This is a genomic window from Thioalkalivibrio sp. XN279, assembly GCF_011089885.1.
Lineage (GTDB): Bacteria > Pseudomonadota > Gammaproteobacteria > Steroidobacterales > XN24 > XN24.
Window position 1 is genome coordinate 451243 of the sequence record NZ_JAANBD010000028.1, and the last position, 25277, is coordinate 476519.

The following is a 25277-nucleotide window of genomic DNA, read 5'->3' on the forward strand; positions in this document are numbered from 1 at the left end:
CCCTCATCGAGGGCCCTTATTTTGTCCACTCACTCCCACTCGATCGTCGCCGGCGGCTTGCCCGAGATGTCGTAGGTCACGCGTGAAATGCCAGCGATCTCGTTGATGATGCGCCGACCGACAAGGTCGAGAAACTCGTACGGCAGGTGCGCCCAGCGCGCCGTCATGAAGTCGATGGTTTCCACCGCGCGCAGCGCCACCACGTAGTCGTAGCGCCGCCCGTCGCCCATGACGCCGACGGACCGCACCGGCAGGAACACGGCGAAGGCCTGGCTCACCTTGTCGTACAGGTCGTGGTTGCGCAGCTCGCTGATGAAGATGTCGTCCGCCTGCCGCAGCAGGTCGGCGTACTCTTTTTTCACCTCGCCGAGGATGCGCACGCCGAGGCCCGGACCGGGGAAAGGATGCCGGTACACCATGTCCCACGGCAGGCCGAGCTCGAGGCCGATCTTGCGCACTTCGTCCTTGAACAGCTCCCGCAGCGGTTCCACCAGCTGCATGCGCATGCGCTCCGGCAGGCCGCCGACGTTGTGGTGTGACTTGATGACGTGCGCCTTGCCGGTGCTGGCGCCGGCCGACTCGATGACATCCGGGTAGATGGTGCCCTGGGCCAGCCAGTCGATGTCCTTGAGCTGCTGCGCCTGTTCCTCGAACACCTCGATGAACAAGCCGCCGATGATCTTGCGCTTTTCTTCCGGGTCGTTGACGCCGGCGAGCGCGGCGAGGAAGCGCTCCTCGGCATCGACGCGGATGACCTTGATGCCCATGTGCCTGGCGAAGGTCGCCATCACCTGGTCGCCCTCGCCGAGCCGCAGCAGGCCGTGATCGACGAACACGCACACCAGCTGGTCCCCGATCGCCCGGTGCAGCAACGCGGCCACCACCGAGGAATCCACGCCACCGGAAAGCCCGAGCAGCACCTTGTCGCCGCCGACCTGCTGGCGCACGCGCGCAATGGCGTCGTCGACGATGTTGCCGGCGTTCCAGTCGCTGGCGCAGCCACAGATGTCGTGCACGAAACGGGACAGGATGCGCGCGCCCTGGCGCGTGTGGGTCACTTCCGGGTGGAACTGCAGGCCGTAAAAACGCCGCCCGTCGTCCGCCATGCCCGCCAGCGGCGCGCTGTCGGTGCCGGCCACGGCGATGAAGCCCGGCGGCAGGGCCTCGACACGGTCGCCGTGGCTCATCCACACGTCCAGCAGCGGCGTGCCGTCGGCATCCTCGTGGTCCTCGATGTCGTCCAGCAGGCTGCAGCCGCCCGTTACCTTGACCCGCGCGTAACCGAACTCCCGGTGCAGTGAATTGGCCACCTCGCCGCCGAGCTGCGCCGCCATGGTCTGCATGCCGTAGCAGATGCCCAGCACCGGGACGCCGAGCTCGAACACGGTCTCCGCCGCCCGCGGACCCTCCTCGATGGTCACCGATTCCGGCCCGCCGGAGAGAATGATCCCGGCGGGGGCGAAATTGCGGATCTCGTCGCCGGGGCAGTCCCAGGCGCGGATCTCGCTGTAGACGCCCGCCTCGCGCACGCGGCGCGCGATCAGCTGGGTGTACTGCGAGCCGAAATCGAGGATCAGGATGCGCTGCGCATGGATGTCGGTGCTCATCAGGCCCGCCTGTTCAGTCGACGCGATAGTTGGGCGCTTCCTTGGTGATCGCCACGTCGTGGACATGACTCTCGCGAACGCCGGCGTTGGTGATGCGCACGAACTTCGGCCGGCTGCGCATCTCCTCGATGGTGCGGCAACCGGTGTAGCCCATGGCGGCGCGCAGGCCGCCCGCCAGCTGGTGCACGATCTGGAGCACGCTGCCCTTGTAAGGCACCCGTCCCTCGATCCCTTCCGGGACCAGCTTCTCGACCGAGTCGGTGGCGTCCTGGAAATAGCGGTCCTTGGAGCCGTTGCGCTGCGACATGGCGCTCAGCGATCCCATCCCGCGGTAGGCCTTGTAGGAACGGCCCTGGTACAGCTCCACCTCGCCGGGGGACTCCTCGGTGCCGGCGAACAGGCTGCCCACCATGATGCTGTGGGCGCCGGCGACAATGGCCTTGGCCATGTCGCCGGAATAGCGGATGCCGCCATCCGCGATCACGGGCACGCCTGTGCCCGCCAGCGCCGCCGCCACGTTCGCCACCGCGGTGACCTGGGGCACGCCGACGCCGGCGACGATACGCGTGGTGCAGATGCTGCCGGGGCCGATCCCGACCTTGACCCCGTCCGCGCCGGCCTCGACCAGGGCCCTGGCCGCGTCGGCAGTGACGATGTTGCCGCCGATGACCTGGATGTGCGGGAAAGCCTTTTTCACCAGGCGCACCCGCTCCAGCACGCCGCGCGAATGGCCGTGCGCCGTATCGACGACGATGACATCGACGCCGGACGCGGCCAGCGCCTCCACGCGCTCGTCGGTGTCGGCGCTGCCGCCGACCGCCGCCGCCACGCGCAGCGCGCCGCGCTCATCCTTGCAGGCGTAAGGGAAATCAGTGGCCTTCTGGAAGTCCTTGGCCGTGATCATGCCCGTGAGGCGATCGTTCTCGTCGACGATCAGCACCTTCTCGATGCGGTGCTTGTGCAGCAGTTGCAGCACCTCGTCCTTGGCCGAGCCGTCGCGCACCGTCACCAGTCGCTCGCGCGGTGTCATGACCTCGGACACGGGCAGGTCGAGGCGCGTCTCGAAACGCAGGTCGCGGTTAGTGACGATGCCGGCGATGCGGCCGCCATCCACGACCGGAACCCCGGAGATGCCCTTGGCCCGCGTCAGGTCCAGCACCTCGCGGATGGTCTTGTCGGGCGCCACCGTAATCGGGTCGTTGATGATGCCGCTTTCGTATTTCTTCACCCGGCGCACTTCGCGCGCTTGGGCCTCGGCGGTCATGTTCTTGTGAATGACGCCGATGCCGCCCTCCTGGGCCAGCGCGATGGCGAGCCGGGCTTCGGTCACGGTATCCATGGCCGCGGAGATGATCGGCAGCTGCAGTTCGATGTCCCGGGTCAGGCGGGTCGCCAGGCTCACGTCGCGCGGCAGCACGTCCGAGTAGGCGGGCTCGAGCAGGACGTCGTCGAAGGTGAGGGCTTCCTGGATCAGGCGCATAGGGTGTCCCTCGAAGCTTGGGAGTGTAAACCGGCCATTCTACGCGCCGTGCCGACAGGGGTAAATCTCGGGGTATCATGCCGGCATGAGCAGCGAGGATTTCGAGCTGCCGGAACGGGATGTCTGGACGGTGGCACGCCTCAACCGGGAGGTGCGGCTGCTGCTCGAGACCGGCCTGCCGGCACTTTGGATCGAGGGCGAGGTCTCCAACCTGGCCCGCCCGGCATCCGGCCACGTGTATTTCTCGCTCAAGGACGAGGCCGCCCAGGTGCGCTGCGTGATGTGGCGCTCCACCGCGCTCAAGCTGGCGGTCAGCCCGCGCAACGGCATGCAGCTGCTGCTGCGCGCCCGCCTGACCGTCTACGAGCCGCGCGGCGAATACCAGCTTGTCACGGAGTATGCCGAGGAGGCTGGCGAGGGCGCGCTGCGGCGCCGCTTCGAGGCGCTGAAAGCAAAACTGCTCGACGAGGGCCTGTTCGCCGAGAGCGCCAAGCGCCCGCTGCCAAGGCTGCCCCGGCGGATCGGGGTCATCACCTCCCCGAGCGGGGCCGCCGTGCGCGACATCCTGCACGTCCTCAGGCGCCGCTTCCCGGCAGTCCCGGTGATCATTTATCCCACTCCCGTGCAGGGCGACGGCGCCGCGGCGAAGATCGCGGCCGCGCTGGCCACGGCCTCGCAACGGGCCGAGTGCGACGTGCTGATCCTCGCCCGCGGCGGCGGCTCGCTCGAAGACCTGTGGAGCTTCAACGAGGAAGTGGTGGCGCGGGCGATTCGTGCCAGCGACATACCCGTGGTGTCCGGCATCGGTCACGAAGTCGACTTCACCATCGCAGACTTCGCCGCGGACCTGCGCGCGCCGACGCCGTCCGGCGCCGCGGAGCTGGTGGTGCCCGACGCCCTGGAATGGCTGCGGCGGCTCAACAAGGATGCCGGGCGGCTGCGCAACGCCATGAGCCGCCAGCTGGGCACGCTGGCGCAGAAGCTGGACTGGCAGCGCCGCCGGCTGGCGGTGGCCCATCCGGGGCAGCGCCTCCGCCAGCACCACCAGCGGCTGGACGAGCTCGAGGGACGCCTCAGGCGCGCCATCGACAGCGCCATCGCTACGCGGCAACGCCGTCTCGCACATGCCGGCGCGGTGCTGGTGGCCCAGTCGCCGGCGCGCCGCGTCCAGGCCACGCGGGAGCGCGTAGACAGCCTGCAGCAGCGCCTGCGCACGAGCGCGCGTTATCGCCTGCAGTCCCTGCGCTCGCGCGTCGACGCCTCGGGACATGCGCTGCACACCGTCAGCCCCCTGGCGACACTGGAACGGGGCTACGCCATCGCCACCGATCCGCGCGACGGGACCATCCTGCGCGACGCGCGGCAGCTCGCCGCAGGCGACCGCATCGAGTTGCGCCTGGCGCGCGGCCAGGTCGAAGCCGAAGTCACCACCACGCACGACGACCCGCCCAGGAAATCGTCCTAGACACTGCCGGCCGCTGCGCGCTGCGGCACAGGCCCGGTCGGGGACGCTGTGAATACGTCCCTGTACGCTCGCTCGCACACGTCCCTGTGTGCGAGCGCCCCGAACCGGCCTGTGCCACATCACGCAGCTGCAGCGGTGGCAGCAGACGCGTCCGAGCTGCCGCGTCGGGCTGCGCGGCGGTCGGCTCGGAGTGCGGGAGGGACTCGCGCCAATCCTGCGCGTGGCGCTCGCGCACAGGACGTGCGCGAGCGAGCCTACAGGGACGTATTTACGGCGTCCACGCGCAGGATTGGCGCGGGTCCCTGCCCCCGGGGGGTCAAGCGCGGTCGAAGTAGCGCGCGATCACCGGCCGGAATCCGTCCATGTCGACCAGGAACGAATCGTGCCCCTGGATGGACGGCAGGGCCACGAAGTCGACCTCGCGGCCTTCGCGCTCCAGGCACTCGGCGAGCTGCTCCTGCTCGTGCAGCGGGAACAGGAAGTCCGTCTCGACGCCGACCACCAGCGCGCGCTTGATGCCCGGCTTGGCCAGCTCGGTGGCGACGCAGCCGCTGTGCTCGGCGACGTCGAACAGGTCCATGGCGCGCGACAGGTAGAGATAGCAATTCGGGTCGAACTGGCCGATGAACTTGTTGGCATGATGCTCGAGGTAGGACTCGACCTCGAAATCGACGCCGAACTGGTCGCCGGCATCGTGCTCGCCGCCGGCGCGCTCGCGGCCGAAGCGCTGGTCCCATTCCTCGGCCGAGCGGTAGGTGATCATGCCGAGCTTGCGCGCCAGGCGCATGCCCCGCAGCGGCGGCTTCTCAGCCGGGTAGTTCCCGCCGAGCCAGTCGGGATCCGAGCGGATCATCTCGCGCTGCAGTGAGCGCAGGGCGATGGCGAATGCCGTGGCCCGGGCCGCGGAAGAGATCGCTACCAGCCCGCGGCTCATGTCGGGATAGAGCACGCAGAAGGCCAGCGCCGACATGCCCCCGAGGGAAGGTCCGACGACGGTGTGCAGTTGTCGGATACCGAGGTGCCGCACCACCTCGCGTCCTGCCACTGCGACGTCCTCGATGGTGAGCACCGGGAAACTGAGGCGGTACGGCTCGCCCGTGCGCGGGTCGATGGAGGCCGGCCCGGTGCTGCCGAAACAGCTGCCGAGCGAGTTGACGCAGATGACGAAGTAATTGCGGGTGTCGATCGGGCGGCCGAGGCCGACCATGTCCTCCCACCAGCCGGGCGAGGTGTCCTCTGGCGATGAGGCGGCATGCGCCGACGGCGACAGGCCGGTGAAGAGCAACACGGCGTTGGAGCCGTCCTCGTTCAACTCGCCCCAGGTCTCGTAGGCGATATCGACCCGCGGCAGCACGCCGCCGCGGTGCATGCGGAAGGGTTGCTCCAGGCGCACGAAGCGACGCGCGCCGGACGCTGCACGCGCCTCGGTCGGGGTGAATGCGGGCGGCTTGATGATCTTGCTCCCTGGCTCCATGGCGGGCTCCTTCGCGCCCTCAGCGACGCTTCTTGACGTGTCGCATGAGGCGCTCGCGTTTTCTTTGCTGCCGCGGTGTCAGCGGGTTGCGGCGGCCGGCGTAAGGGTTCTCGCCCGAGCGCAACTCGATGCGCACCGGGGTCCCCTGCAGCCGGAAGGCCTTGCGGTAGATATTGGCAAGGTAGCGGCGGTAGCTGTCGGGCAGCAACTCCGCCTGCGTCCCGTGCACCACGATGACCGGCGGATTGCGGCCGCCCTGGTGGGCATAGCGCAGCTTGATGCGGCGGCCGCGCGAGATCGGCGGCTGGTGCGCGCTCACGGCGTCCTGCAGCACGCGCGTGAGCTCGGGCGTCGGCAGGTCGCGGTGCGCGGCCTCGTGGCTGGCGTCGACCAGCCCGAACAGGTCACCCACGCCGGTGCCGTGCAGCGCCGAAATGAACTGCACCGGCGCATAATCGAGGAACGGCAGCTTGAGTTCCAGCTGGCGGCGCACGTTATCGCGCTGGTCGGGCGGCAGGCCGTCCCACTTGTTCACGGCGATGACCATGGCGCGGCCACGTTCGGCAGCCAGCCCGAGCAGGCTCGCATCCTGGTCAGTGACGCCCTCGCGCGCATCCAGCACCGCGATCACGACGGACGCCGCGTCGATGGCCCCGAGCGTCTTGATCACGCTGAACTTCTCGACTGCCTCGGACACCCGGGAGCGGCGTCGCACACCGGCGGTGTCGACCAGCAGGTAGCGCCGGCCGTCCCGCACGAACGGCACTTCCACCGCATCGCGCGTCGTGCCAGGCAGGTCGTAGGCCACCAGGCGATCCTCACCGATCATGCGGTTGATGAGCGTGGACTTGCCGACGTTGGGCCGGCCGATGACGGCCACGCGCACGCCCTGCTCCGGCGCGGCGTCAGCCTCTTCGTCGACCGGGAACGGCTCCAGCACGGCCTCCATCAGGGCACGCACGTTGTCGCCGTGCGCCGAGGAAATCACTGCCGGCTCGCCCAGGCCGAGGCGGTGAAACTCGGCGCCGACCACCGCCGTGTCCTGGCCTTCGGCCTTGTTCACTACCAGGCGCACGGCACGGCCGCGCCGGCGCAGCATCGTCGCCACCTGTTCGTCGGCGGCGGTGAGTCCTTCGCGCGCGTCCACCAGGAAAAGCACGGCATCCGCTTCGTCCAGGGCGTGCAGCGTCTGGCGCGCCATCAGCCCATCGAGTTCGTCCTTGGTGCCGCTGAGCCCGCCCGTGTCCACCACGATGTAGGGCACCGGGCCGACGCGTCCGAAACCGTACTGGCGATCCCGGGTCAGCCCCGGCAGGTCCGCGACGAGCGCATCCCGCGTCCGGGTGAGGAAGTTGAACAGCGTGGACTTGCCGACGTTCGGCCTGCCCACCAGCGCGACGACGGGAAGCATGGGGATCGAGGCCTCAGCCCCGGGGCTCCGCGCGCAGGGCGTAAACCCGATCGTTCTCGTCCTGTGCGACCAAGAGCTCGCCGGCGCTGACCGGCGCCGCCACAAAGGCCGACTTGCCGGCGCGGTGACGCGCCTGCAATGTGCCGGTGACCGGATCCAGCCAGTGCAGCCAGCCCTCGAAATCACCCACCACCACGCTGCGGGCGACGGGCGTCGGCGCCGTCACGCGCCGCAGGCGCAAGCTATCCTGGCGCCACAATTCGCCGCCGCTGGACCGGTTCAGGGCGATCACAGTGTCCTCGGCTTCCGTGACGTATACCGTGGTCCAGTCGACGCCCAGCCCCGCGTGACTCGACATGTCGTTGAACCACAGCACCTGGCCGCTCTCCAGGGCCAGGTTGGCGATGCGGCCGCGATAGCCGACCACGTACACGTCCTGGCCGATCACCTGCGGCGTGGCATCGAGATCCATGAGCCGCTCGATCTCCGTGCGGCCGCGCCCGACCGAGAGCGTCTGTTCCCAGCGCGGCTCACCGTCGCGCAAGGCGAAAGCAGCCACCTTGCCATTGTCGAAAGCCGTCACGACCAGGTTGCCGGCTATCACCGGCGCCGCGGTGCCGCGCAAAGAGAGCCGCGGCGGCCGCTCCTCGGCGGTCCACAGCCGGCGCCCTGTCTCCGGCGCCAGCGCATACAGGCGGCCGTCCACCGTGCGCACGATCACCGCCGTCGGGCTGAGCGCCGGCGCCGCCAGCACTTCACCCGACAGCTGCTCCTGCCAGCGCAGCGAGCCATCCGCGGCATCGAGCGCCGCCACTACGCCATCACTGGAGCCGACCACCACCAGGCCCTGGCCGACGGCCGGGCCGGCCGACAGCTCGAGCTCGGTCTCACTGGTCCAGCGGCGCTCCCCGGTCTCGAGGTCCAGCGCGTGCACCTCGCCGTCACGCCCGGCAACAAACACCCGCGCGCCCTGCACCGCCGGGCGCAGCGCCAATCCCAAATCCTCGGATCCGGATCCGGCCTTGTATTCCCAAGCCTGGCGCACCGCAAAGGTGGGCTCGAAGTCCGTCAGCTCGGCCGGCTGCTCGACTGGAGAGTCCTTGCTGCCGAATATGCCGCAACCGCCGAGGCACAGCAGCGCGACACAACCCAGCCAGGCCGCGGGAAGCCTCCTCACGAAGCGTCGCTCCCCGCGGCGGGCGTGCCGCCGAGCGCCTCGAGCTTCAACTGCACGTGCGCCTCGTCGATGATGCCGGCGTGCTCGGCCGCGCCCTCGAGCGCCGCCTCGTAGGCCGCGCGTGCTCCCGCCGTGTCGCCCTGGGCGGCCAGTATGTCGCCCTCGACCTCGCGCAGCGGCGCCACGAACACGCCCGGCTCGCCGCCACGCGCCATCTCGAGCGCACGCTCGTGCTCGCCCGCAGCCAGCAGCACGCGCGCCAGGCGCAGGCGCGCGATCAGCCTGAGCTGGGGATCGTCGGCGCCGTCCAGCACCTGCTGCAACTGGTCGGCCGCAGTGGCAAACTCCCCGGCCCGCGCCAGCGCGCCGGCCAGCGCGAAGCGGCCGTGCTGCAGGTAGGGCGAACCGCCGTGGGCGGATTCGAGCCGCTCCACCCCGACGCGGATCTCCTCGATGCGCTCTTCCATGGCCGCTTCGGCAATCACCGCGTAGATGGCCGAAGCCTGCTCGGCACGCTGCAACTGGTAACCCTGCCACCAGTTCCAGCCCGCCAGGGCCAGCACACCGCCGCCCACGCCGACGATGATCCAGGCGCCGTTTTCCTTCCACCACTGGCGGATACGGTCGACCTGTTCGCGTTCAGTCAAGTAATCGTCCACTTTGCTCTCCGTCGCCGGTCCCTTGCCCGGCGGTCAATTCCGTCAGCCGCGGTGTTCCACGACACTCTTTGCGAGATAGCTGCCCAACGTCTCGCGATCCATGACCTGCTGCGCATCCACGCTGCGCAACGGCTTGAACACGACCTGGCCCGCGGCCAGCTCCTCCTCACCGAGAATCAGTGCCGCAGCGGCGCCGCTGCGATCGGCTTTTTTCATCGCCGACTTGAGCGATCCGCTGCCGCAATGCACCTGCAGTCGCAGGCCCGTGATCTCGTCGCGCAGTTGTTCCGCCAGCGCCAGCCCTGCCGACTGCGCCTTCTCGCCGAGCGGCACCAGGTAGGCGTGCGGGCCGGCGTCCTGCGGGGCGTGCCCGGCGACCAGTTCCACCAGTCGCTCCATGCCCAGCGCCCAGCCGATCGCCGGCGTGGGCCGGCCACCGAGCTGCTCTACCAGCGTGTCGTAGCGCCCGCCGCTGCAGACCGCGGCCTGCGCGCCGAGCCGATCGGTCAGCCACTCGAACACGGTGCGGCTGTAATAGTCGAGCCCGCGCACCAGGCGCGGGTTCACGCGGTAAGCCACGCCCGCGGCATGCAGCGTCGCCTTGAGCTGCTCGAAATGCTCCGCGGACTCGGCGTCGAGGTGCTCCGTGAGCACCGGCGCCGCCGCGATCACCGCCTGCATCTCGGGATTCTTGCTGTCGAGGATGCGCAACGGGTTCTGGCCCAGGCGCCGGACACTGTCCTCGTCCAGGGCGTCGCGGTGGTCGCTGAAATACTCCACCAGCAGCTCGCGATAAGCCTGCCGGGACGCGCTGGTCCCGAGCGAGTTGAGCTCGAGCTGGAGGCCTTCCAGGCCGAGCGCACGCCACAGGCGCGCCGACATGAGGATGAGCTCCGCATCGATGTCCGGCCCCGGGAAACCCAGCGCCTCGGCTCCCAGCTGGTGAAACTGCCGGTAGCGGCCCTTTTGCGGCCGCTCGTAGCGGAACATGGGCCCGGCGTACCAGAGCCGCTGCTGCTGGTTGTGCACCATGCCGTTGCTGATCGCGGCGCGCACGCAACTCGCCGTCGCCTCGGGCCGCAGGCTGAGGCTGTCGCCGTTGCGATCCGTGAAGGTGTACATCTCCTTTTCGACGATGTCTGTGACCTCGCCGATGGAGCGGCTGAACAGCTCGGTGCGCTCCACGATGGGCACGCGCAGCTCGTGGTAGCCGTAGGCCTGGAAAATCTCGCGTGCACAGGCCTCCACCCACTGCCACGTCGGCGTGGCCTCGGGCAGGATGTCGTTCATGCCCCGGATGGGCTGGATCGCCTGCGCCACGATGCCTCCCGCGTCAGCCCGTGCCGCCGCCGACGGTCAGGCGCGCGGTGCCGTCGCGACCCGCCGCAGGACGCACCGCCACGGGGGTGTCATCCACGGTGAGCCGCACGCCCTCGGCGTTGCCCAGGAAGACCTCGACGGGCGCCACGCCACGCAGGCGCGAGACATCCCCGGCGCGGTACAGCCGGTATGCCAGCCGGGTGCCGCGGGCATCGTTGATCTCGACCCAGCAGTCCTCGGCGAACTCGAAGCGCAACTCGACGGTGACCGGCATCTCCAGCGCAGCAGCGCCCGCTCCGGCATCGGTCTCCACGGTCGGCAGCGACAGGAGCTGCTCGCCCGGCTCCGCCGCGGCGCTCAGTGAGGGCTGCGCCGTCGACTCGGGCGCGACTTCCTCCGCGGGAGCGACCGCTGCTGCTGCCGCCCCTGCCGTGGCCTCTGCCGTGACCTCTGCCGCGGCGGGCTGAGGCGCGGGCGCGGCCTCGGGTTCAACCTGCGGCAGCACGAGCTGCGCCGGCTCCGCCGCGGGCGGCGTCGCTTCCGCCAGGGGCTCGGGCGTGCCGGGCGGTCCCATGTACCACCAGGTGAACGCGATGGCGCCGACGACAAGCGCCACCGTCGCGACCCTGCCGCTCCACTCCGGCATCCCGCGCCGCGGGGGGCGGCCGGGCGGCAGCTCGGGGACGATATCGGCCGGGCGCGTCATCCCGGAAGCCGCCTCGTAGCCGGCAATCAGGGCTGTGGGCGGCAAGCCGAGCACGGCGGCTGCGCGCCGCAGGTAGCCGCGCACGAACACGGCGCCGCCGAAACCGGCGAACTCGTCGGCCTCGAGCGCGCGCAGGCGGTCTACGGGCAGGCACAGCTCGCCCGCCAGGCGCTCCAGCGTCCAGCCTGCCTGTTCACGTCCGAGTCGCAAGCACTCTCCTGCCGACGGGACCGGAACGGCCTCGATCTCGGGCTCGGCGCCGGTCTGTTGCGGGTCACTCATTGTCGAGCCTCCTCGACTCTTCCGACTCCGGGAACTCCTGCCGCAGCCGGCGCTCGTATTGCGCCGCCGCGTCGCTGTCCCCCGCCGCCAACTCGATGCGACGCGCCAGTTTCAGGCTCACGGGGGTGGCCGTAGCGACAGCCTCGTAGCGTTGCATGAACGCGCGCGCATTGAAGAACTCGCCCGCGGCGAGCTTGAGATCGGCCATCTGCAGCAGGGCCTCGGGATGGGTGCGGTTGACCTCGAGCGCGCGGCGGAAATACGCCTCGGCACCCTCGATGTCCGGGATTCCGCGGGCGCAGACGCCGGCATTAGTCAGCGCCACCTCGGGCGTCCGGTAAAAAGCGTTGCCGGCAGCGCGATTGAAGTACTCGATGCCGGCCTGGCGCTCGCCGCGACGACACAGGAAACCGCCGTAGTTGTTCAGCATGGAGGCGTCGTCCGGCGCCAGCTGCGCAGCGCGGCGCAGGTGGGAGCCGGCCCTGTCCATCTCGCCCACGCGCTCATAGAGCAGTCCCAGCGCAGCATGCGCCGAGGGGAAGCTCGGGTCCTGCTGCACGGCGCGCTCCAGCTTTTCCCGCGCATCCTGCAGGTTGCCGCGCTGCAGGTAGCTGATGCCGAGCTGGACGTTGAAGCGGGCCGCCTCCTTGTCGGACGCCGCCGGCGCGTCGCTCGTGCTGGTGCTGGTGCTGACGCAGCCGGTCACGAGCAAGGCGCCCGCGCAGACCAGGAACAGGCCGAACTTGTGCATCAGGATGCCCTCGCGGAAACGCTGACCAGCTTGGTGCCGAGGCGATAGCGCATGCGGTCGTTGACCTGGCCCGCCAGCTGGCCGCAGGCCGCGTCGATGTCGTCGCCCCGGGTGCGGCGGATGGTGGTGCGGATGCCTTTGCGCAGCAGGAAGTCCCGACAGCGCTCCACCACCGCATCGGGTGAGCGCTTGAACTCCGTCCCCGGGAAGGGATTGAAGGGGATCAGGTTGACCTTGGCCGGGCGGTGCGACAGCAGCTTCGCCAGGCGGCGCATGTCTTCCTCGCGATCGTTGACGCCGTCCAGCAGCACGTACTCGAAGGTAATGTGGCGCCCGGCACGGCGCTCGGCGTAACGCCAGCACGCCTCGAGCAGCTCGGCGATGGGGTGGCGGCGGTTGATCGGCACCAGCTCGTCGCGCAACGCATCGTCTGCCGCATGCAGCGAGACCGCGAGCGCCACGTTGCACTCTTCACCGAGCCGCTCCATCTGCGGCACCAGCCCGGAGGTGCTGACCGTCACGCGACGCCGCGACAAGCCGAAACCATAATCGTCCAGCAGCACCTGTATGGCCGGGACTACGTTGCGGTAGTTGGCCAGCGGCTCACCCATGCCCATGAACACGACATTGGTGACGATGCGGTCGCCGTCCGGCTGGTAGCCCAGCTCGCGGTTGGCCAGCCACACCTGGCCGACGATGTCGGCCGCCACGAGGTTGCGGTTGAAGCCCTGCTTGCCCGTGGCGCAAAAGGCGCAGTCCATGGCGCAGCCGACCTGGCTGGAGATGCACAGGGTGCCGCGCGCCGGCTCCGGGATGAACACCGTCTCGATGGCCTGGCCGCCGTCCATGGACAGCATCCACTTGCGGGTATCGTCCGCGGCATGGTGCAGCGAGCGGATCACCGGCACGCGGATCTCCGCGACCTGCGCCAGCTTCTCGCGCAGCGCCTTCGAGATGTCGGTCATGACCGCGAAATCGTCGGCTCCGAAACGGTACATCCAGCCCATGAGCTGGCGCGCGCGGAAGGGCTTCTCGCCGAGACCGACGAAAAACTCCTCCAGCCCCTCGCGGGACAGTCCCAGCAGGTTGACGCGCGCGTCGCTCATCGATGCTCCGGCGCCGGCCTCAGCGCGTCCGCGGACAGATGTCGGTGCCGGCGAAGAAGAAGGCGATCTCCTGTCGCGCCGTGTCCGCACCGTCGGAACCGTGCACCACGTTCTCCTCGATGCTGTCGGCGAAGTCGGCGCGGATGGTGCCGGGGTCGGCCTTCTTCGGGTCGGTGGCGCCCATGATCTCGCGGTGCTTGAGAATGGCGCCCTCGCCCTCCAGCACACTGACCATCACGGGACCGGAGGTCATGTAGGCGACCAGGTCATTGTAAAACGGGCGCTCGCGATGCACGGCGTAAAAAGCGCCGGCGTCGGCAGGCGAGAGGTGCGTCATGCGGGCCGCCACGATCTTGAGGCCGCCGGCCTCGAAGCGCCGGTACACCTCGCCAATGAGGTTCTTCTGCACGCCGTCGGGCTTGATGATGGAAAGAGTGCGTTCGATCGCCATGGGGTTCCCTTGCTTGAAGTCTGGATTCCGTACAAAACTCTTTGCAAAACCGCATCCTGCGGCCGCAAGCTCGCGCCCGCGTCAGCCGCGGGCGTAACGGAATATCTTAAGCCCCGGGCCCCGGGCGCACAATCAGACGCTGAAACTCTCGCCGCAGCCGCATTCGCCCTTGACGTTCGGATTGCGGAATCGGAACGCCTCGTTGAGGCCTTCCTTGACGAAATCGACCTCGGTGCCGTCGATCAGCTTGAGGTGCTCGGGAGCAACGAAAACCTGCACTTCGTGGTCCTGGAAAACCACGTCGTCCTTGTGGCTATCGTCAGCGTAGTCAACCACATAGGCCCAGCCCGAGCAGCCGGTGCGCTTCACGCCCAGGCGGATGCCCAGGCCGTTGCCGCGGCGCGCCAGGTAGTCCTTGACGCGGTTGGCGGCGGATTCGGTCAGCGTGATTGCCATCTCTCCTCTGTCCTCCTCGTGCTTGGTCCGGGCGCCCGTGCAAACACGGGCCCGGCGCCGGAATTATGCCTCGGTCGCGCCCGTCATGCAGGCGCGGTATGCGTCCTCGACCACCAGCAGGCTGCCCAGCTTATGGGCCGGGGCGTCCAGCAGCCGCGCCAGCGCATGCGGATCGACCCAGTCGAGCTCCACGGTGCGCCGCCCCTCGGCATGCTCCGCCACCCAGGAGGCGGCGGCGATGACATGGGGGCAGCCATAGGCGCGAAAGCGGCATTCGAGCACCTTGCCCTGGCGGACGCGCGCCTCGAATTCGACCCGGACGCCATGGCTAATGTTCCCCGCAGCGCCACGGCGCCGTTCCGACGGCGCGGCGAAGACCCGCCCGTGACGGGGCGCGCCCTCGAAGCGCCGGCGCACTTCCGCCGAGTAGTCGAGCTGGTCGGTGTTCATATTGCGGCCTCCTGCGCCTCGCTGCCGTCGGGACCGAGCGACCGCAGCCTCTGCACCTGCGTTCGCACGATCGCCGCGGCCCGATCCACGTCCTCGGCCGTGGTAAAGCGCCCGACGCTGAAGCGCAGCGAGCTCTGGGCGAGCTGGTCATCACGTCCCAGGGCACGCAAGACATAGGACGCCTCGCGGCTGGCCGACGTGCAGGCCGAGCCACTGGACACCGCGAGCTCGCGCAGGGCGAACAGCAGGCTCTCGCCCTCCACGCCCTCGAAGCAGACGTTGAGGATGCCGGCCACGCGGCGCTCCGGGTCGCCGTTGAGATGCACGCCGCCCAGGCTTGCGATCCCGTCCCACAGCCGGCGCCGCAGCTGCACCAGCCGCGCGGCCTCCGCGGCCTGCTCAGCGGTGGCGATGCGGAAGGCCTCGCCCATGCCGACGATCTGGTGCGTGGCCAGGGTGCCCGAGCGCATGCCCCACTCGTGGCCGCCGCCGTGGATCAGCGGCTCCAGCCGGCTCTTGGGGCTGCCGCGCAGGTACAGCGCGCCGATGCCCTTGGGGCCGTACACCTTGTGACCCGACAACGACAGCAGGTCGGCGCACAGCTCGTCCACCCGCAGCGGCAGCTTGCCGGCGGCCTGCGCCGCATCGATGTGAAACAGCACGCCCCGCTCGCGGCACAGTGCGCCGATGGCCGCGACGTCATTGATGGTGCCGATCTCGTTGTTGACGTACATCACCGACACCAGGACGGTGTCCGGCCGCAGCGCCGCCTCGACCTGCGCGGGACCAACGATCCCGCCCGGTCCCGGCGTCACATAGGTGACCTGCCACCCCTCTTTCTCCAGCTGGCGGCAGGTGTCCAGCACGGCCTTGTGCTCGGTGCGGCTGGTGACGATGTGGCGGCCGCGGTCGGCGTGGAAGCGCGCCGCGCCCTTGATGGCGAGGTTGTTCGATTCCGTGGCGCCGGAGGTCCATATGATCTCGGGCGGCACCGCCCCGAGCATGGCCGCGACGTCGCGCCGCGCGGCCTCGACCCGGTTGCGCGCCTCGCGCCCGGGGGCATGGGAGCTCGACGCCGGGTTGGCGAAACACCCGCCCGGCCCGAGACACTCGATCATGCGCTCGATCACGCGCGGATCGACCGGCGTGGTGGCGGCATAATCGAGGTAGATTGGCTTGCAGTCGTCGTTCATGGCGTATCCGGCCCGGCGTCGGGCGAGGTATACCTTAGCGCTTCCTGCGCCTCGCTGCCGGATGCAGGCATGCGACGGGGCTCCAGCGCGCTGAGAATGCCGCGCAGGATGCGCACCTCTTTCTCTTCCGGCATGGCCCGGTTGAACAGGCGACGCAGGCGCAACATGAGGTGGCGCGGATTGGCGGGATTGAGGAAGCCGGCGTCGACCAGGGTGCGCTCCAGGTGCTCGTAGAAGCGCTCCAGTTCCTCCGCCGGTGCCAGCGGATCGACCCGTTCCTGCTCCGGCGGCGCCTCGCCGAGGGCCGCGAGCCGCAGCTCATAGGCCACCACCTGCACCGCCATGGCGAGGTTGAGCGAGCTGTACTCGGGGTTGGTCGGGATGTGCAGCAGGGCGTGGCAGCGCGCCAGCTCCTCGTTGTTCAGGCCGCTGCTCTCGCGCCCGAACATCACCGCGGTCTCGCCGTGCGCGCTCTCGGCCAGCAGGCGCGGCGCCGCTTCACGCGGGGTCACCGCGGGCCAGGGCACCGCGCGCAGGCGGGCGCTCGCACCCACCACGAAACGGCAGCCGGCCAGCGCTTCCTCCAGCGTTGCGCACACCCGCGCCTGCTCGAGCACCGCGTCGGCCCCGGCCGCACGCGCGGTGGCCTCGGGGCTGGGGAACTCGCGCGGCGCGACCAGCGTCAGCCGATCCAGGCCCATGGTGCACATGGCCCGCGCCGTGGCCCCGATGTTGCCGGGATGGGTGGTGCCGACCAGGATGATGCGGACGGGGATGCTCATGGACGGGAAAAGCCTGCAGGCGACGGGGCGAATTGGTATTCTACCCGGCTGTTGGCGGAGAGTATCCAATGCATCCCTTGTTGAACATCGGCGTCCGCGCCGCGCGCCGCGCCGGCGACCTGATCATCCGGCACATCAACCAGCTCGACGCCATCAAGGTCGACACCAAGGGCCGCAACGATTTCGTCAGCGAAGTCGACCGCATGGCGGAAGACGACATCATCCAGACGGTGCGCCGCAGCTACCCGGATCACGCCTTCCTGGCCGAGGAAAGCGGCGCCAGCGGCGATGCCGAGTTCGTCTGGATCATCGACCCGCTGGACGGCACCACCAACTTCCTGCACGGCTTCCCCGTCTTTGCGGTGTCCATCGCCGTCATGCAGCGCGGACGGCTGGAGCACGGCGTGATCTACGACCCCATGCGCCAGGAATTGTTCACCTGCAGCCGCGGCACCGGCGCGACGGTGGACGGGCGCAAAATGCGCGTCAGCGATACGCGTGTGCTGGCCAGCTCGCTCATCGGCACCGGCTTCCCCTACAAGGAAGACCCGGAGTCCCTTGACCCCTACATGGCCATGCTGCGCGACGTCATCTGCCAGACCGCGGGGGCACGCCGCCCCGGCGCGGCGGCCCTCGACCTTGCCTATGTAGCAGCGGGCCGCCTGGACGGCTTCTGGGAAATCGGCCTGAACATCTGGGACATCGCCGCCGGCGCGTTGATGATCCAGGAGTGCGGCGGCATCGTCACCGACCTCGGCGGGCGTGACGGCTGGCAGCAGAGCGGCAACATCGTCGCCGGCAACCCGCGCATCCACGAGGCGCTGCTGAAGCTCATCGAGCCGCACCTGACGCCCGGCCTGCGGCGCTGAACCCGCCGGCCGCCTGGCCGGCCGGCTGCCTGCAAGACCTGTCCGCGGCCGGGGCATGACAGGGCCCTGCTCGCTTAGAAATCTTTATGCGCTCGCAGGGCCCTGTCATGCCCCGGCCGCTGCGCTGGTTGCCGGTCTGCCAGCCAGGTGCAGGCGGGCCAGGTTGCCGGAGGATACGCGGACAGGCCGCCGCAGTAGCGGCCGGGCCATTGCATGGTCCTTCGAGCGGCATAAGAATTCCAAGCGAGAAGGACCATGCGATGGCCTGGCCGCGGCGCCGGCCGCAATGGAACGGCTGCGGGGCCGGCCTGATCAGCTCGCGTCGGCCGGCTCCGGCGGTGCGAAATAGAGCAGCTTCCAGCCGCTCTCCGGCTTGAAGGGCTGCTCCTCGGAGAACAGCTGGAACAGGCCGTCGGGGTTCACGCCGCCGATGAGCACCCAGTACTCGCCCTGCTCGCCCAGCCGCTCGCGCATCTTGTCGAGGCCGTAGTTTTCGCTCAGGCGCGTGGTCTGCATGGTCCAGCCCTCGTCGAGGCGCTCGTGCAGCGTGCAGTAGTCCTCGCCATCGTCGAAGGCCGCGTGGCCGCGCTGCTGCAGCGTCATGCGCTTCGACTCCTTGCGCGACTCCTGGTGCGTGGCGAGCTGGAACGTGCGATGGCGCCCGAAGGCGCCCCCGCGGGCCTTGCACACCAGGGCGTTGTAGAAATCGTTCTCGGTGGCGCACAGCAGGTAGCTGAGGTGCTGCACCTCGAGTTCCTGTTCGGCGTGCTCCGACAGGATCTCGCCGTAGTAGGTGTCGATGTCGTCCATGCGCAAGGGCTTCAAATGGCTGTATGAGCCGTCCGTCACCAGCACGTTGACGTCCATCTTCTTGAGTGCCACGGCGAGGGCGTGCGTCCACGGCGTGGCGCCCACGATCAGCAAGCCGTTGGCGCGGCGCGCAGAGAGTTCGAGCCGGCGCGTAACGAAACCGATGGACAGGCCGTGCGCCAGCGCCGTCACCACGATCACCAGGAACACGATGGGCAGCAGCAGCTCGGCGTCCGGATGGCCGCCCTCGACCATCGCCGGGCCGAAGATACTCGCAGCCGCCGCGGCCACGATGCCGCGCGGCGCAATCCAGCCAAGCAGGAGCTTGTCCTGCTTGCGCATCGGCGCGCCGAGCGTCGCCAGCGCGATGGTCAGCGGTCGCACCAGGAACAGGATGGCCACGACGAACAGCACCAGGCGCCAGTCGAGCAGGCCGAGCTGGCTGAGTTCAAGCTGCGCCGGAATCACGATGAACAGCACCGACAACAGGATGATGCTGAGGTTTTCCTTGAAGTGCTGCAGCGCCTCGCGCTCGATGAGCTGCATGTTGCCGATGACGACGCCCATGATCGTCACGCTGAGCAGGCCGGCCTCGTGCTGCACCAGGTTGGTGGCCCAGTAGGCGGCCAGCACGAGCACCATCAGCAGCGGCGGCTTGAGATGTTCCGACACCCAGCCGCGCCGGAAGAACCACCCCACCAGCCATCCCCCCACGCCACCCGTCAGCGCGGCTGCAGCCAGCGCCGTGCCGAGGCTGAAAAAGGTCTCGCTCAGCTCGCCGCCGGCGACGGTGAAATACTGGAAGGTCAGCACGGCCAGCAGGACGCCGACGGGATCGTTCGCGATACCCTCCCACTTCAGCAGCGAGGCCGACTCCTTGTTGAGACGGGCCTGGCGGATCAGCGGGCCGATCACAGTGGGCCCGGTGACCACGAGAATGGCCCCAAGCACCCAGGCCACCGGCCAGCTCAGGCCGGCGATGTAATGTGCCGCGGCGCTGCCGAGGAGCCAGGCCAGCGGCGGCCCGAGCACGGTGAGACGGCCGATGCCGTGGCCTACGCGCTTGAGCTCGCCGAGCTTCAGCTCCATGGCGCCTTCGAAGAGGATGATGGCGACGCCGAGGCCGATCAGTTCCGTCAGCTCGCCCGGCGGCATGCCGAGCTGGATCACGCCGGTCACCGGGCCCAGCACGAAGCCGGCGGCAATGAGGATGACGATGCTGGGCAGCTTCAGGCGCCAGGCCAGCCACTGGCTGGCGAGCCCTACCAGCAGGATGAACAACAGCAGCGTGGCGCCATGCATGAGGAGGCTCCTTGCCGAAGCTCAGTCAGTCGCCCGGCCGGCCCGCCGCTTCCCGGTGACAGCCCGCCCGGGCTAGGGCATCACGCCGGATTCCTCGTCCTTGTCGGGCTGCGGCGGCAGCAGGTCCGTCGGGGTGACTTTCAGCGCGAGGGCCGTCTCGCTGGCGATGTAGATGGAGGAATAGGTGCCGACGAGGACGCCGACGATCAGAGCAATCGAGAAGCCGGCGATGGCCTCACCGCCCAGCACGTACAACGCAACCAGCACCAGCAGGGTCGTAACGCCGGTCATGATCGTGCGCGACAAGGTCTGGTTTAGCGAGGCGTTGATCACCTCCTCGGTCGTCTTGCGCCGCATCTTAAGCATGTTTTCGCGGATGCGATCGAAGATGACAATGGTGTCGTTGAGCGAGTAGCCGATCACCGCCAGCACGGCTGCCAGCACCGCCAGGTCTACAGTCAGCTGAATAATGGAGAAGAAGCCGACCGTCAGAATCACGTCATGTACCAGGGCGGCCACCGCGCCGACGGAAAACTTCCACTGGAAGCGGAAGGACACGTACGCGAGGATCATCAGGAGCGCGAACAGGGTCGCCATACCGCCGGCCTCGGCGAGTTCCTGGCCGACCTGGGCGCTGACGAACTCTGCACGCTGCAGTTCGGCGCCGGCGTCGATGGTGCGCAGGATCCGCATGATGTTCGCGCGCGTGGCCGCCAGGTCTTCGTTCTCGCTGGCCAGCAACTGGATCGACACCTCCCGCGAGCTGCCGAAGTGCTGCACAATGCTGCGCTCGATCCCGTCGGCCTCCAACGCGGCGCGGATCGGCTCGAGCTCGACCGTCTCGGGGAAGCCGGCTTCGATCACCACGCCACCGCGGAACTCGATGCCGAAGTTAAGGCCCCGGGTCGCCAGCGACGCGATGGAGATGACGATCAGGCCGAGCGAGACAGCGTACGCGATCTTGCGCACCTTGAAGAAGTCGATTTGCGACTCGATCTTGAAGAAGTCCATGGCGGCCGTCTCCTCAGATGGGCAGCGACTTGATACGGCGGCCGCCGTACAGCGCATTGACCACGGCGCGCGTCCCGACGATGGCCGTGAACATGGAAGTGATAATGCCGAGCGACAGCGTCACGGCGAAGCCTCGGATCGGGCCAGTGCCGAAAGTGAATAGCACCACGGCCGCGATCAGCGTCGTTATGTTCGCGTCGGCAATGGACGAGAAGGCCTTCTCGTAGCCGGCGTGAATGGCCGCCTGGGGCGAATTCCCGTTGCGCAACTCCTCGCGGATGCGCTCGAAGATCAGCACGTTGGCATCGACCGCCATGCCGACCGTCAGCACGATGCCGGCGATGCCGGGCAGGGTGAGCGAGGCCTGCAGCATGGACAAAAGCGCTACCACCAGCACCAGGTTAGCGAGCAGCGCCAGGTTGGCGATGAGCCCGAAGACACGGTAGTACAGCGCCATGAACACGACCACGGCGAGGAAACCGATGACCACGGCCTGAAGGCCGCGCTCGATGTTCTGCTGGCCGAGGCTCGGACCGATGGTGCGCTCCTCGACCTTGTAGATCGGTGCTGCCAGCGAGCCCGCGCGCAGCAGCAGCGCCAGGTCACGAGCCTCCAGCGGATCGAGGCCGGTGATCATGAAGCGATTCGAGAACACGCCCTGGATGGTGGCTACGCTGATGACCCGCTCCTCGGTACGCGTCACCTCCCGCGTCTCGCCCTCGCGCTCGACCAGGTCACGCTTCTGTTCGATGAAGACTACCGCCATGCGCTTCTGCAAGTTGGCGCGCGTGGTCTCGCCCATGCGGCGCGCCCCGCGGGCATCGAGATTCACAAACACCGCCGGCTGTCCTTCGTTGAAGCCGGCGGACGCATCGGTTAGCTGGTCGCCGGTCGCGATCACATCGCGCTGCAACAGCACGGGCTGCCCGTGGCGATCCCGGTACAGGGAGGAACCGATCGGGGCCCGACCGCGCTCGGCGGCCTCAAAGGCGTTATTGGCCTCGTCCACGAGTCGGAACTCGAGTGTCGCCGTGGCGCCGAGCACGCGTTCGGCCTGGGCGGGGTCCTGGATACCCGGCAGCTGCACTACGATACGGTCAGCACCCTGGCGCTGAACCACGGGCTCTGCCACGCCGAGCTCGTTGACCCGATTGCGCAGCGTTACGGTGTTCTGCTCGATGGCGAAGTCCTGTCGCTGTTGGATCAGTTCTTCGGTCATCCGGTACACCAGCTCGTAATCGCCGCCGGCCTCGCGCCGTGTGACATCCAGCTCGGGGTTGGTCTCGAAAATTATGTCCGCCGCCGCCTCGCGGTCGGCCTCGCTGGCCAGCACCACGCGCACAATTGCGTCGTCCCGCTGCACCGATTTGTAGCGAATACCGGCTTCGCGGAGCATGGCACGGAAATCCGTCTCAAAACGGTCCAGCGCCTGCGCGATCGCCGCATCCATGTCGACCTCGTACATGAAGTGAACGCCGCCGCGCAGGTCGAGGCCAAGACTCATCGGCTGCAATCCGAGATCGCGCAGGAAAGCCGGAGTCCTGGGCGCCAGGGTCAGCGCCACCACGAAGGTATCGCCGAGCTGCTCGCGGAGCAGGTCCAGCGAACGCAGCTGGTCCTCGACCGTCGGGAAGCGCACTGTAACGCGCCCCTCCTCGAGGTACGCGGGCGTATGGCTGATGCCACGCAGGTCCAGGATGCCGGTGACACGCTGCAGCGCAGTCTCGTCCAGCGGCTGCCCGGTTTCGGCCGACACCTGCACCGCGGGCGCGTCGCCATAGATGTTCGGCAGGGCGAATATCAGCCCGATCACGATCACCGCGATGACGAGCAGGTTCTTCCAGAGCGGAAAACGGTTGAGGACCACGGGACTATCCTGGCTGGGAGCTGATCAGACGGACTTGAAGGTGCCCTTGGGCAGGACGGCCACGACGGTCTGCCGCTGGATGCGCAACACCACGCCGTCGGCCACCTCGACCTTGAGGAACTGCTCGCCGGCTTCCTGTACGCGGCCGAGGATGCCGCCGCCGGTGACGACTTCGTCGCCGGCCTTGAGCTCGGAGACCATCTTGCGGTGTTCCTTGGCGCGCTTGGTCTGCGGCCGGATCAGCAGGAAGTAGAAGATGACGAAGATGAAAATCAGCGGCAGCAGGCTCATGAACATGTCGGGCTGCTGGGCGCCCGCTGCCTGCGCGTATGCGTTGGAGATGAAGAAATCCATCGTTGTAGTTCCCTGGTTTGCGCTGCCCGGCGAGGGGCAGGAGGTAAAACAGCGGGCTATTATGCCACGAAGCGCCGGGCGTGCCTCAGTCCTCGCGTTGGTCCTCGCCCTGCCGCAGGGCGTAGAAACCCCGGCGCCAGGCCGCAAACTCCCCCGCCTCGATGGCGGCCCGCATCTGGGCCATGAGGTCGAGGTAGTAATGGAGGTTGTGGATGGTGTTCAGGCGGGCCCCCAGGATCTCGTTGCAGCGCTCGAGGTGTCGCAGGTAGGCACGGCTGTAGTTGCGGCAGGTGTAGCAGGGGCATTCCGGGTCCAGCGGGCCGGTGTCGTCGCGGTGGCGGGCGTTGCGGATGCGCAGCGTGCCGTGGCGGGTGAACAGGTAGCCGTTACGCGCATGGCGCGTGGGCATGACGCAGTCGAACATGTCGATGCCCCGGGCCACCGACTCCACCAGGTCCTCCGGCGTGCCCACGCCCATGAGGTAGCGTGGCTGGTCCGGCGGCATGTGCGGCTCCACGGCGTCGAGCACGGCCTCGCGCTCCGCGGCCGGCTCGCCGACCGAGAGCCCGCCGAGCGCGTAACCGTCGAAACCGATCTCGACCAGCCCGGCCAGGGACTCGCGCCGCAGGTCCGCGTATATGCCGCCCTGCACGATGCCGAACAGGGCCGCGGGGCTGTCCCCGTGGGCCGTGCGACAGCGCGCGGCCCAGCGCATGGAGAGCTCCATGGACGCACGCGCCTCGTCCCCGGTGGCCGGGTAAGGCGTGCACTCGTCGAACGCCATGACGATGTCCGAGCCCAGGGCGCGCTGGATTTCCATGGAGCGCTCCGGGCCCAGGAACACCGGCGACCCGTCGATGGGGGACGCGAAGCGCACGCCCTCCTCCGTGATTTTCCTCAGCTCCGCCAGGCTCCACACCTGGAAGCCGCCGGAGTCGGTGAGGATGGGGCGCTCCCAGTGCATGAAGCGATGCAGCCCGCCGTGGGCGCGCACGATGTCCTCCCCCGGCCGCAGCATCAGGTGGAAGGTGTTGCCGAGGATGATGCGCGCGCCGAGGCCGTCAAGCTCTTCCGGCGTCATCGACTTCACGGTGCCGTAAGTGCCCACGGGCATGAACACCGGCGTCTCGATGGCGCCGCGCGGAAACTCGAGCCGCCCACGACGCGCGCGCCCGTCGGTCGCCAGCAGCTCGAATTTCACTGGCGCGGCTCCACGGCAGAAGGCGTGGGGGTGATGAACATCGCGTCGCCGTAGCTGAAGAAGCGGTAGCGCGCGGCCACCGCGTGGCGATAGGCGGACAGCATGGTCCGTGTGCCGCCGAAAGCGCACACCAGCATCAGCAGGGACGATTCCGGCAGGTGGAAGTTGGTCACCAGGGCGTCGATCACGCGAAAGCGGTAGCCCGGCAGGATGAACAGCTCGCTCTCACCGCTGAACGGCTGCAGCTCGCCGCCGGCCGCTGCGGTCTCCAGGCTGCGCACCACGGTCGTGCCCACGGCGACGACGCGGCCGCCCCTGGCCCGCGCATCCCGGATCGCCGCGCAGGCCGCCGGGCTCACCTCGACGCGCTCGGCATGCAGCCGGTGCTCCCGGGGGTCGTCGGCGCGCACCGGCTGGAACGTGCCGGCGCCGACATGCAGCGTGATCGTGGCGGTCTCGATCCCGGCTGCGGCCAGGCGCGCCAGCATGGCCTCGTCGAAATGCAGTCCCGCGGTGGGCGCAGCGACGGCGCCGGGTTCGCGCCCGTACACGGTCTGGTAGCGCGCACGGTCCACGGCCTCGTCCGCGCGCCGGATATAGGGCGGCAAGGGCATGTGCCCCGCGCTCTCGAGCCACGGCAACACGGGCGCGTCGAACACCAGCGCGTACATGTCGCCGCCCGGCCCGGTGCGGCCCGTCACTGTGGCCGCCGCACCGCCCTCGAACAGCAGGCGCGTGCCGGGCGCCGGCGGCTTGCTGACGCGCAGCTGGCCGATCACGCCCTGCTCGCCCTCCAGCCGCTCCACCAGCAACTCCAGCCGGCCGCCGCTCTCCTTGCGGCCGAAGGCGCGGGCCGGGATCACCCGCGTGTCGTTGAGCACCAGCAGGTCCCCGGGCCGCAGCACGGACGGCAGCTCCCGGAACATGGCGTCGCGCCAGCATGCGGCCGCCGCGTCCACCACCAGCAGGCGGCTGGCGCCGCGCTCAGCCAGGGGGGCCTGGGCGATCAGTTCTTCCGGCAGGTCGTAGGCGAAATCGCTGCGCTGCATGGGGACACTCCTCGGGGCGGGGAGTGTCCCCTGTCAGGCGGTCG

The 25277-nt window shown here is 68.9% G+C and carries 23 protein-coding genes; 2 read left to right on the forward strand and 21 right to left on the reverse strand.

Annotated elements, in window-relative coordinates:
- Window positions 1-29: 29 nt before the first annotated feature.
- Together guaA and guaB are read right to left on the reverse strand one after the other, a co-directional pair.
- Window positions 30-1607 carry a glutamine-hydrolyzing GMP synthase gene (guaA, locus tag G8346_RS11660; RefSeq protein WP_166051401.1) on the reverse strand — a complete coding sequence of 526 codons (1578 nt, stop codon included), beginning with the start codon at window positions 1605-1607 and terminating at the stop codon, window positions 30-32.
- 13 nt (window positions 1608-1620) lie between these two features.
- Entirely contained in the window at window positions 1621-3087 is a 1467-nt protein-coding gene (gene guaB, locus G8346_RS11665; RefSeq protein ID WP_166051403.1) for an IMP dehydrogenase, read from the reverse strand.
- Window positions 3088-3172: 85 nt separating this feature from the next.
- Here guaB and xseA point away from each other — a divergent pair, with 85 nt between their 5' ends.
- Window positions 3173-4552 carry an exodeoxyribonuclease VII large subunit gene (xseA, locus tag G8346_RS11670; protein ID WP_166051405.1) on the forward strand — a complete coding sequence of 460 codons (1380 nt, stop codon included), beginning with the start codon at window positions 3173-3175 and terminating at the stop codon, window positions 4550-4552.
- Window positions 4553-4868: 316 nt separating this feature from the next.
- Here xseA and G8346_RS11675 read toward each other — a convergent pair whose 3' ends face one another.
- The 13 genes from G8346_RS11675 to G8346_RS11735 all read right to left on the reverse strand — a co-directional run bounded on the left by G8346_RS11675 (window position 4869) and on the right by G8346_RS11735 (window position 16770).
- On the reverse strand, window positions 4869-6026 hold the full coding sequence (locus G8346_RS11675; protein ID WP_166051407.1) for a homoserine O-acetyltransferase: 1158 nt from the start codon (window positions 6024-6026) through the stop codon (window positions 4869-4871).
- 19 nt (window positions 6027-6045) lie between these two features.
- Window positions 6046-7437, reverse strand: coding sequence for a ribosome biogenesis GTPase Der (gene der, locus G8346_RS11680; RefSeq protein ID WP_166051409.1), 1392 nt, complete (start codon window positions 7435-7437; stop codon window positions 6046-6048).
- 13 nt (window positions 7438-7450) lie between these two features.
- On the reverse strand, window positions 7451-8614 hold the full coding sequence (gene bamB / locus G8346_RS11685) for an outer membrane protein assembly factor BamB (RefSeq protein ID WP_166051411.1): 1164 nt from the start codon (window positions 8612-8614) through the stop codon (window positions 7451-7453).
- Window positions 8611-9261, reverse strand: coding sequence for a tetratricopeptide repeat protein (locus tag G8346_RS11690; protein ID WP_166051413.1), 651 nt, complete (start codon window positions 9259-9261; stop codon window positions 8611-8613). Before G8346_RS11690 ends, bamB begins: the two co-directional genes overlap by 4 nt.
- 54 nt (window positions 9262-9315) lie before the next feature.
- Window positions 9316-10593: a histidine--tRNA ligase gene (hisS, locus tag G8346_RS11695; protein WP_166051415.1), complete on the reverse strand. Its 1278-nt coding sequence runs from the start codon at window positions 10591-10593 to the stop codon at window positions 9316-9318.
- 13 nt (window positions 10594-10606) lie between these two features.
- A complete protein-coding gene (locus G8346_RS11700) occupies window positions 10607-11581 on the reverse strand; it encodes a RodZ domain-containing protein (protein ID WP_166051417.1) in 975 nt (324 codons plus the stop codon).
- On the reverse strand, window positions 11574-12332 hold the full coding sequence (pilW, locus tag G8346_RS11705; protein ID WP_166051426.1) for a type IV pilus biogenesis/stability protein PilW: 759 nt from the start codon (window positions 12330-12332) through the stop codon (window positions 11574-11576). The genes G8346_RS11700 and pilW overlap by 8 nt, the downstream gene beginning before the upstream one ends.
- Window positions 12332-13438 (reverse strand): 23S rRNA (adenine(2503)-C(2))-methyltransferase RlmN, encoded by a 1107-nt coding sequence (gene rlmN, locus G8346_RS11710; protein WP_166051428.1) that lies wholly within the window; start codon window positions 13436-13438, stop codon window positions 12332-12334. Before rlmN ends, pilW begins: the two co-directional genes overlap by 1 nt.
- Window positions 13439-13457: 19 nt before the next feature.
- Window positions 13458-13889, reverse strand: a complete 432-nt coding sequence (gene ndk / locus G8346_RS11715) for a nucleoside-diphosphate kinase (RefSeq protein WP_166051430.1) — start codon at window positions 13887-13889, stop codon at window positions 13458-13460.
- 132 nt (window positions 13890-14021) lie between these two features.
- Window positions 14022-14345 carry an iron-sulfur cluster assembly protein IscA gene (iscA, locus tag G8346_RS11720; protein WP_166051432.1) on the reverse strand — a complete coding sequence of 108 codons (324 nt, stop codon included), beginning with the start codon at window positions 14343-14345 and terminating at the stop codon, window positions 14022-14024.
- Between the two features lie 63 nt (window positions 14346-14408).
- Entirely contained in the window at window positions 14409-14795 is a 387-nt protein-coding gene (locus G8346_RS11725; protein ID WP_166051434.1) for an iron-sulfur cluster assembly scaffold protein, read from the reverse strand.
- Complete coding sequence (locus G8346_RS11730) at window positions 14792-15988, reverse strand: IscS subfamily cysteine desulfurase (RefSeq protein ID WP_166051436.1); 1197 nt, start codon at window positions 15986-15988, stop codon at window positions 14792-14794. The genes G8346_RS11725 and G8346_RS11730 overlap by 4 nt, the downstream gene beginning before the upstream one ends.
- A complete protein-coding gene (locus tag G8346_RS11735; protein WP_166051438.1) occupies window positions 15985-16770 on the reverse strand; it encodes an RNA methyltransferase in 786 nt (261 codons plus the stop codon). The genes G8346_RS11730 and G8346_RS11735 overlap by 4 nt, the downstream gene beginning before the upstream one ends.
- A gap of 68 nt (window positions 16771-16838) precedes the next feature.
- Here G8346_RS11735 and G8346_RS11740 point away from each other — a divergent pair, with 68 nt between their 5' ends.
- Window positions 16839-17639, forward strand: a complete 801-nt coding sequence (locus G8346_RS11740; protein ID WP_166051440.1) for an inositol monophosphatase family protein — start codon at window positions 16839-16841, stop codon at window positions 17637-17639.
- Window positions 17640-17951: 312 nt separating this feature from the next.
- Here G8346_RS11740 and G8346_RS11745 read toward each other — a convergent pair whose 3' ends face one another.
- The 6 genes from G8346_RS11745 to queA all read right to left on the reverse strand — a co-directional run bounded on the left by G8346_RS11745 (window position 17952) and on the right by queA (window position 25233).
- Window positions 17952-19751 (reverse strand): sodium:proton antiporter, encoded by a 1800-nt coding sequence (locus G8346_RS11745; RefSeq protein WP_166051442.1) that lies wholly within the window; start codon window positions 19749-19751, stop codon window positions 17952-17954.
- Window positions 19752-19823: 72 nt separating this feature from the next.
- Window positions 19824-20762 (reverse strand): protein translocase subunit SecF, encoded by a 939-nt coding sequence (gene secF / locus G8346_RS11750; RefSeq protein ID WP_166051444.1) that lies wholly within the window; start codon window positions 20760-20762, stop codon window positions 19824-19826.
- A 13-nt stretch (window positions 20763-20775) separates the two neighbouring features.
- On the reverse strand, window positions 20776-22629 hold the full coding sequence (gene secD / locus G8346_RS11755) for a protein translocase subunit SecD (RefSeq protein ID WP_166051446.1): 1854 nt from the start codon (window positions 22627-22629) through the stop codon (window positions 20776-20778).
- Between the two features lie 24 nt (window positions 22630-22653).
- Entirely contained in the window at window positions 22654-22983 is a 330-nt protein-coding gene (gene yajC, locus G8346_RS11760) for a preprotein translocase subunit YajC (RefSeq protein ID WP_166051448.1), read from the reverse strand.
- 85 nt (window positions 22984-23068) lie between these two features.
- Window positions 23069-24184 (reverse strand): tRNA guanosine(34) transglycosylase Tgt, encoded by a 1116-nt coding sequence (gene tgt / locus G8346_RS11765; protein WP_166051450.1) that lies wholly within the window; start codon window positions 24182-24184, stop codon window positions 23069-23071.
- Window positions 24181-25233 carry a tRNA preQ1(34) S-adenosylmethionine ribosyltransferase-isomerase QueA gene (queA, locus tag G8346_RS11770; RefSeq protein ID WP_166051452.1) on the reverse strand — a complete coding sequence of 351 codons (1053 nt, stop codon included), beginning with the start codon at window positions 25231-25233 and terminating at the stop codon, window positions 24181-24183. The genes tgt and queA overlap by 4 nt, the downstream gene beginning before the upstream one ends.
- Between the last annotated feature and the right edge of the window lie 44 nt (window positions 25234-25277).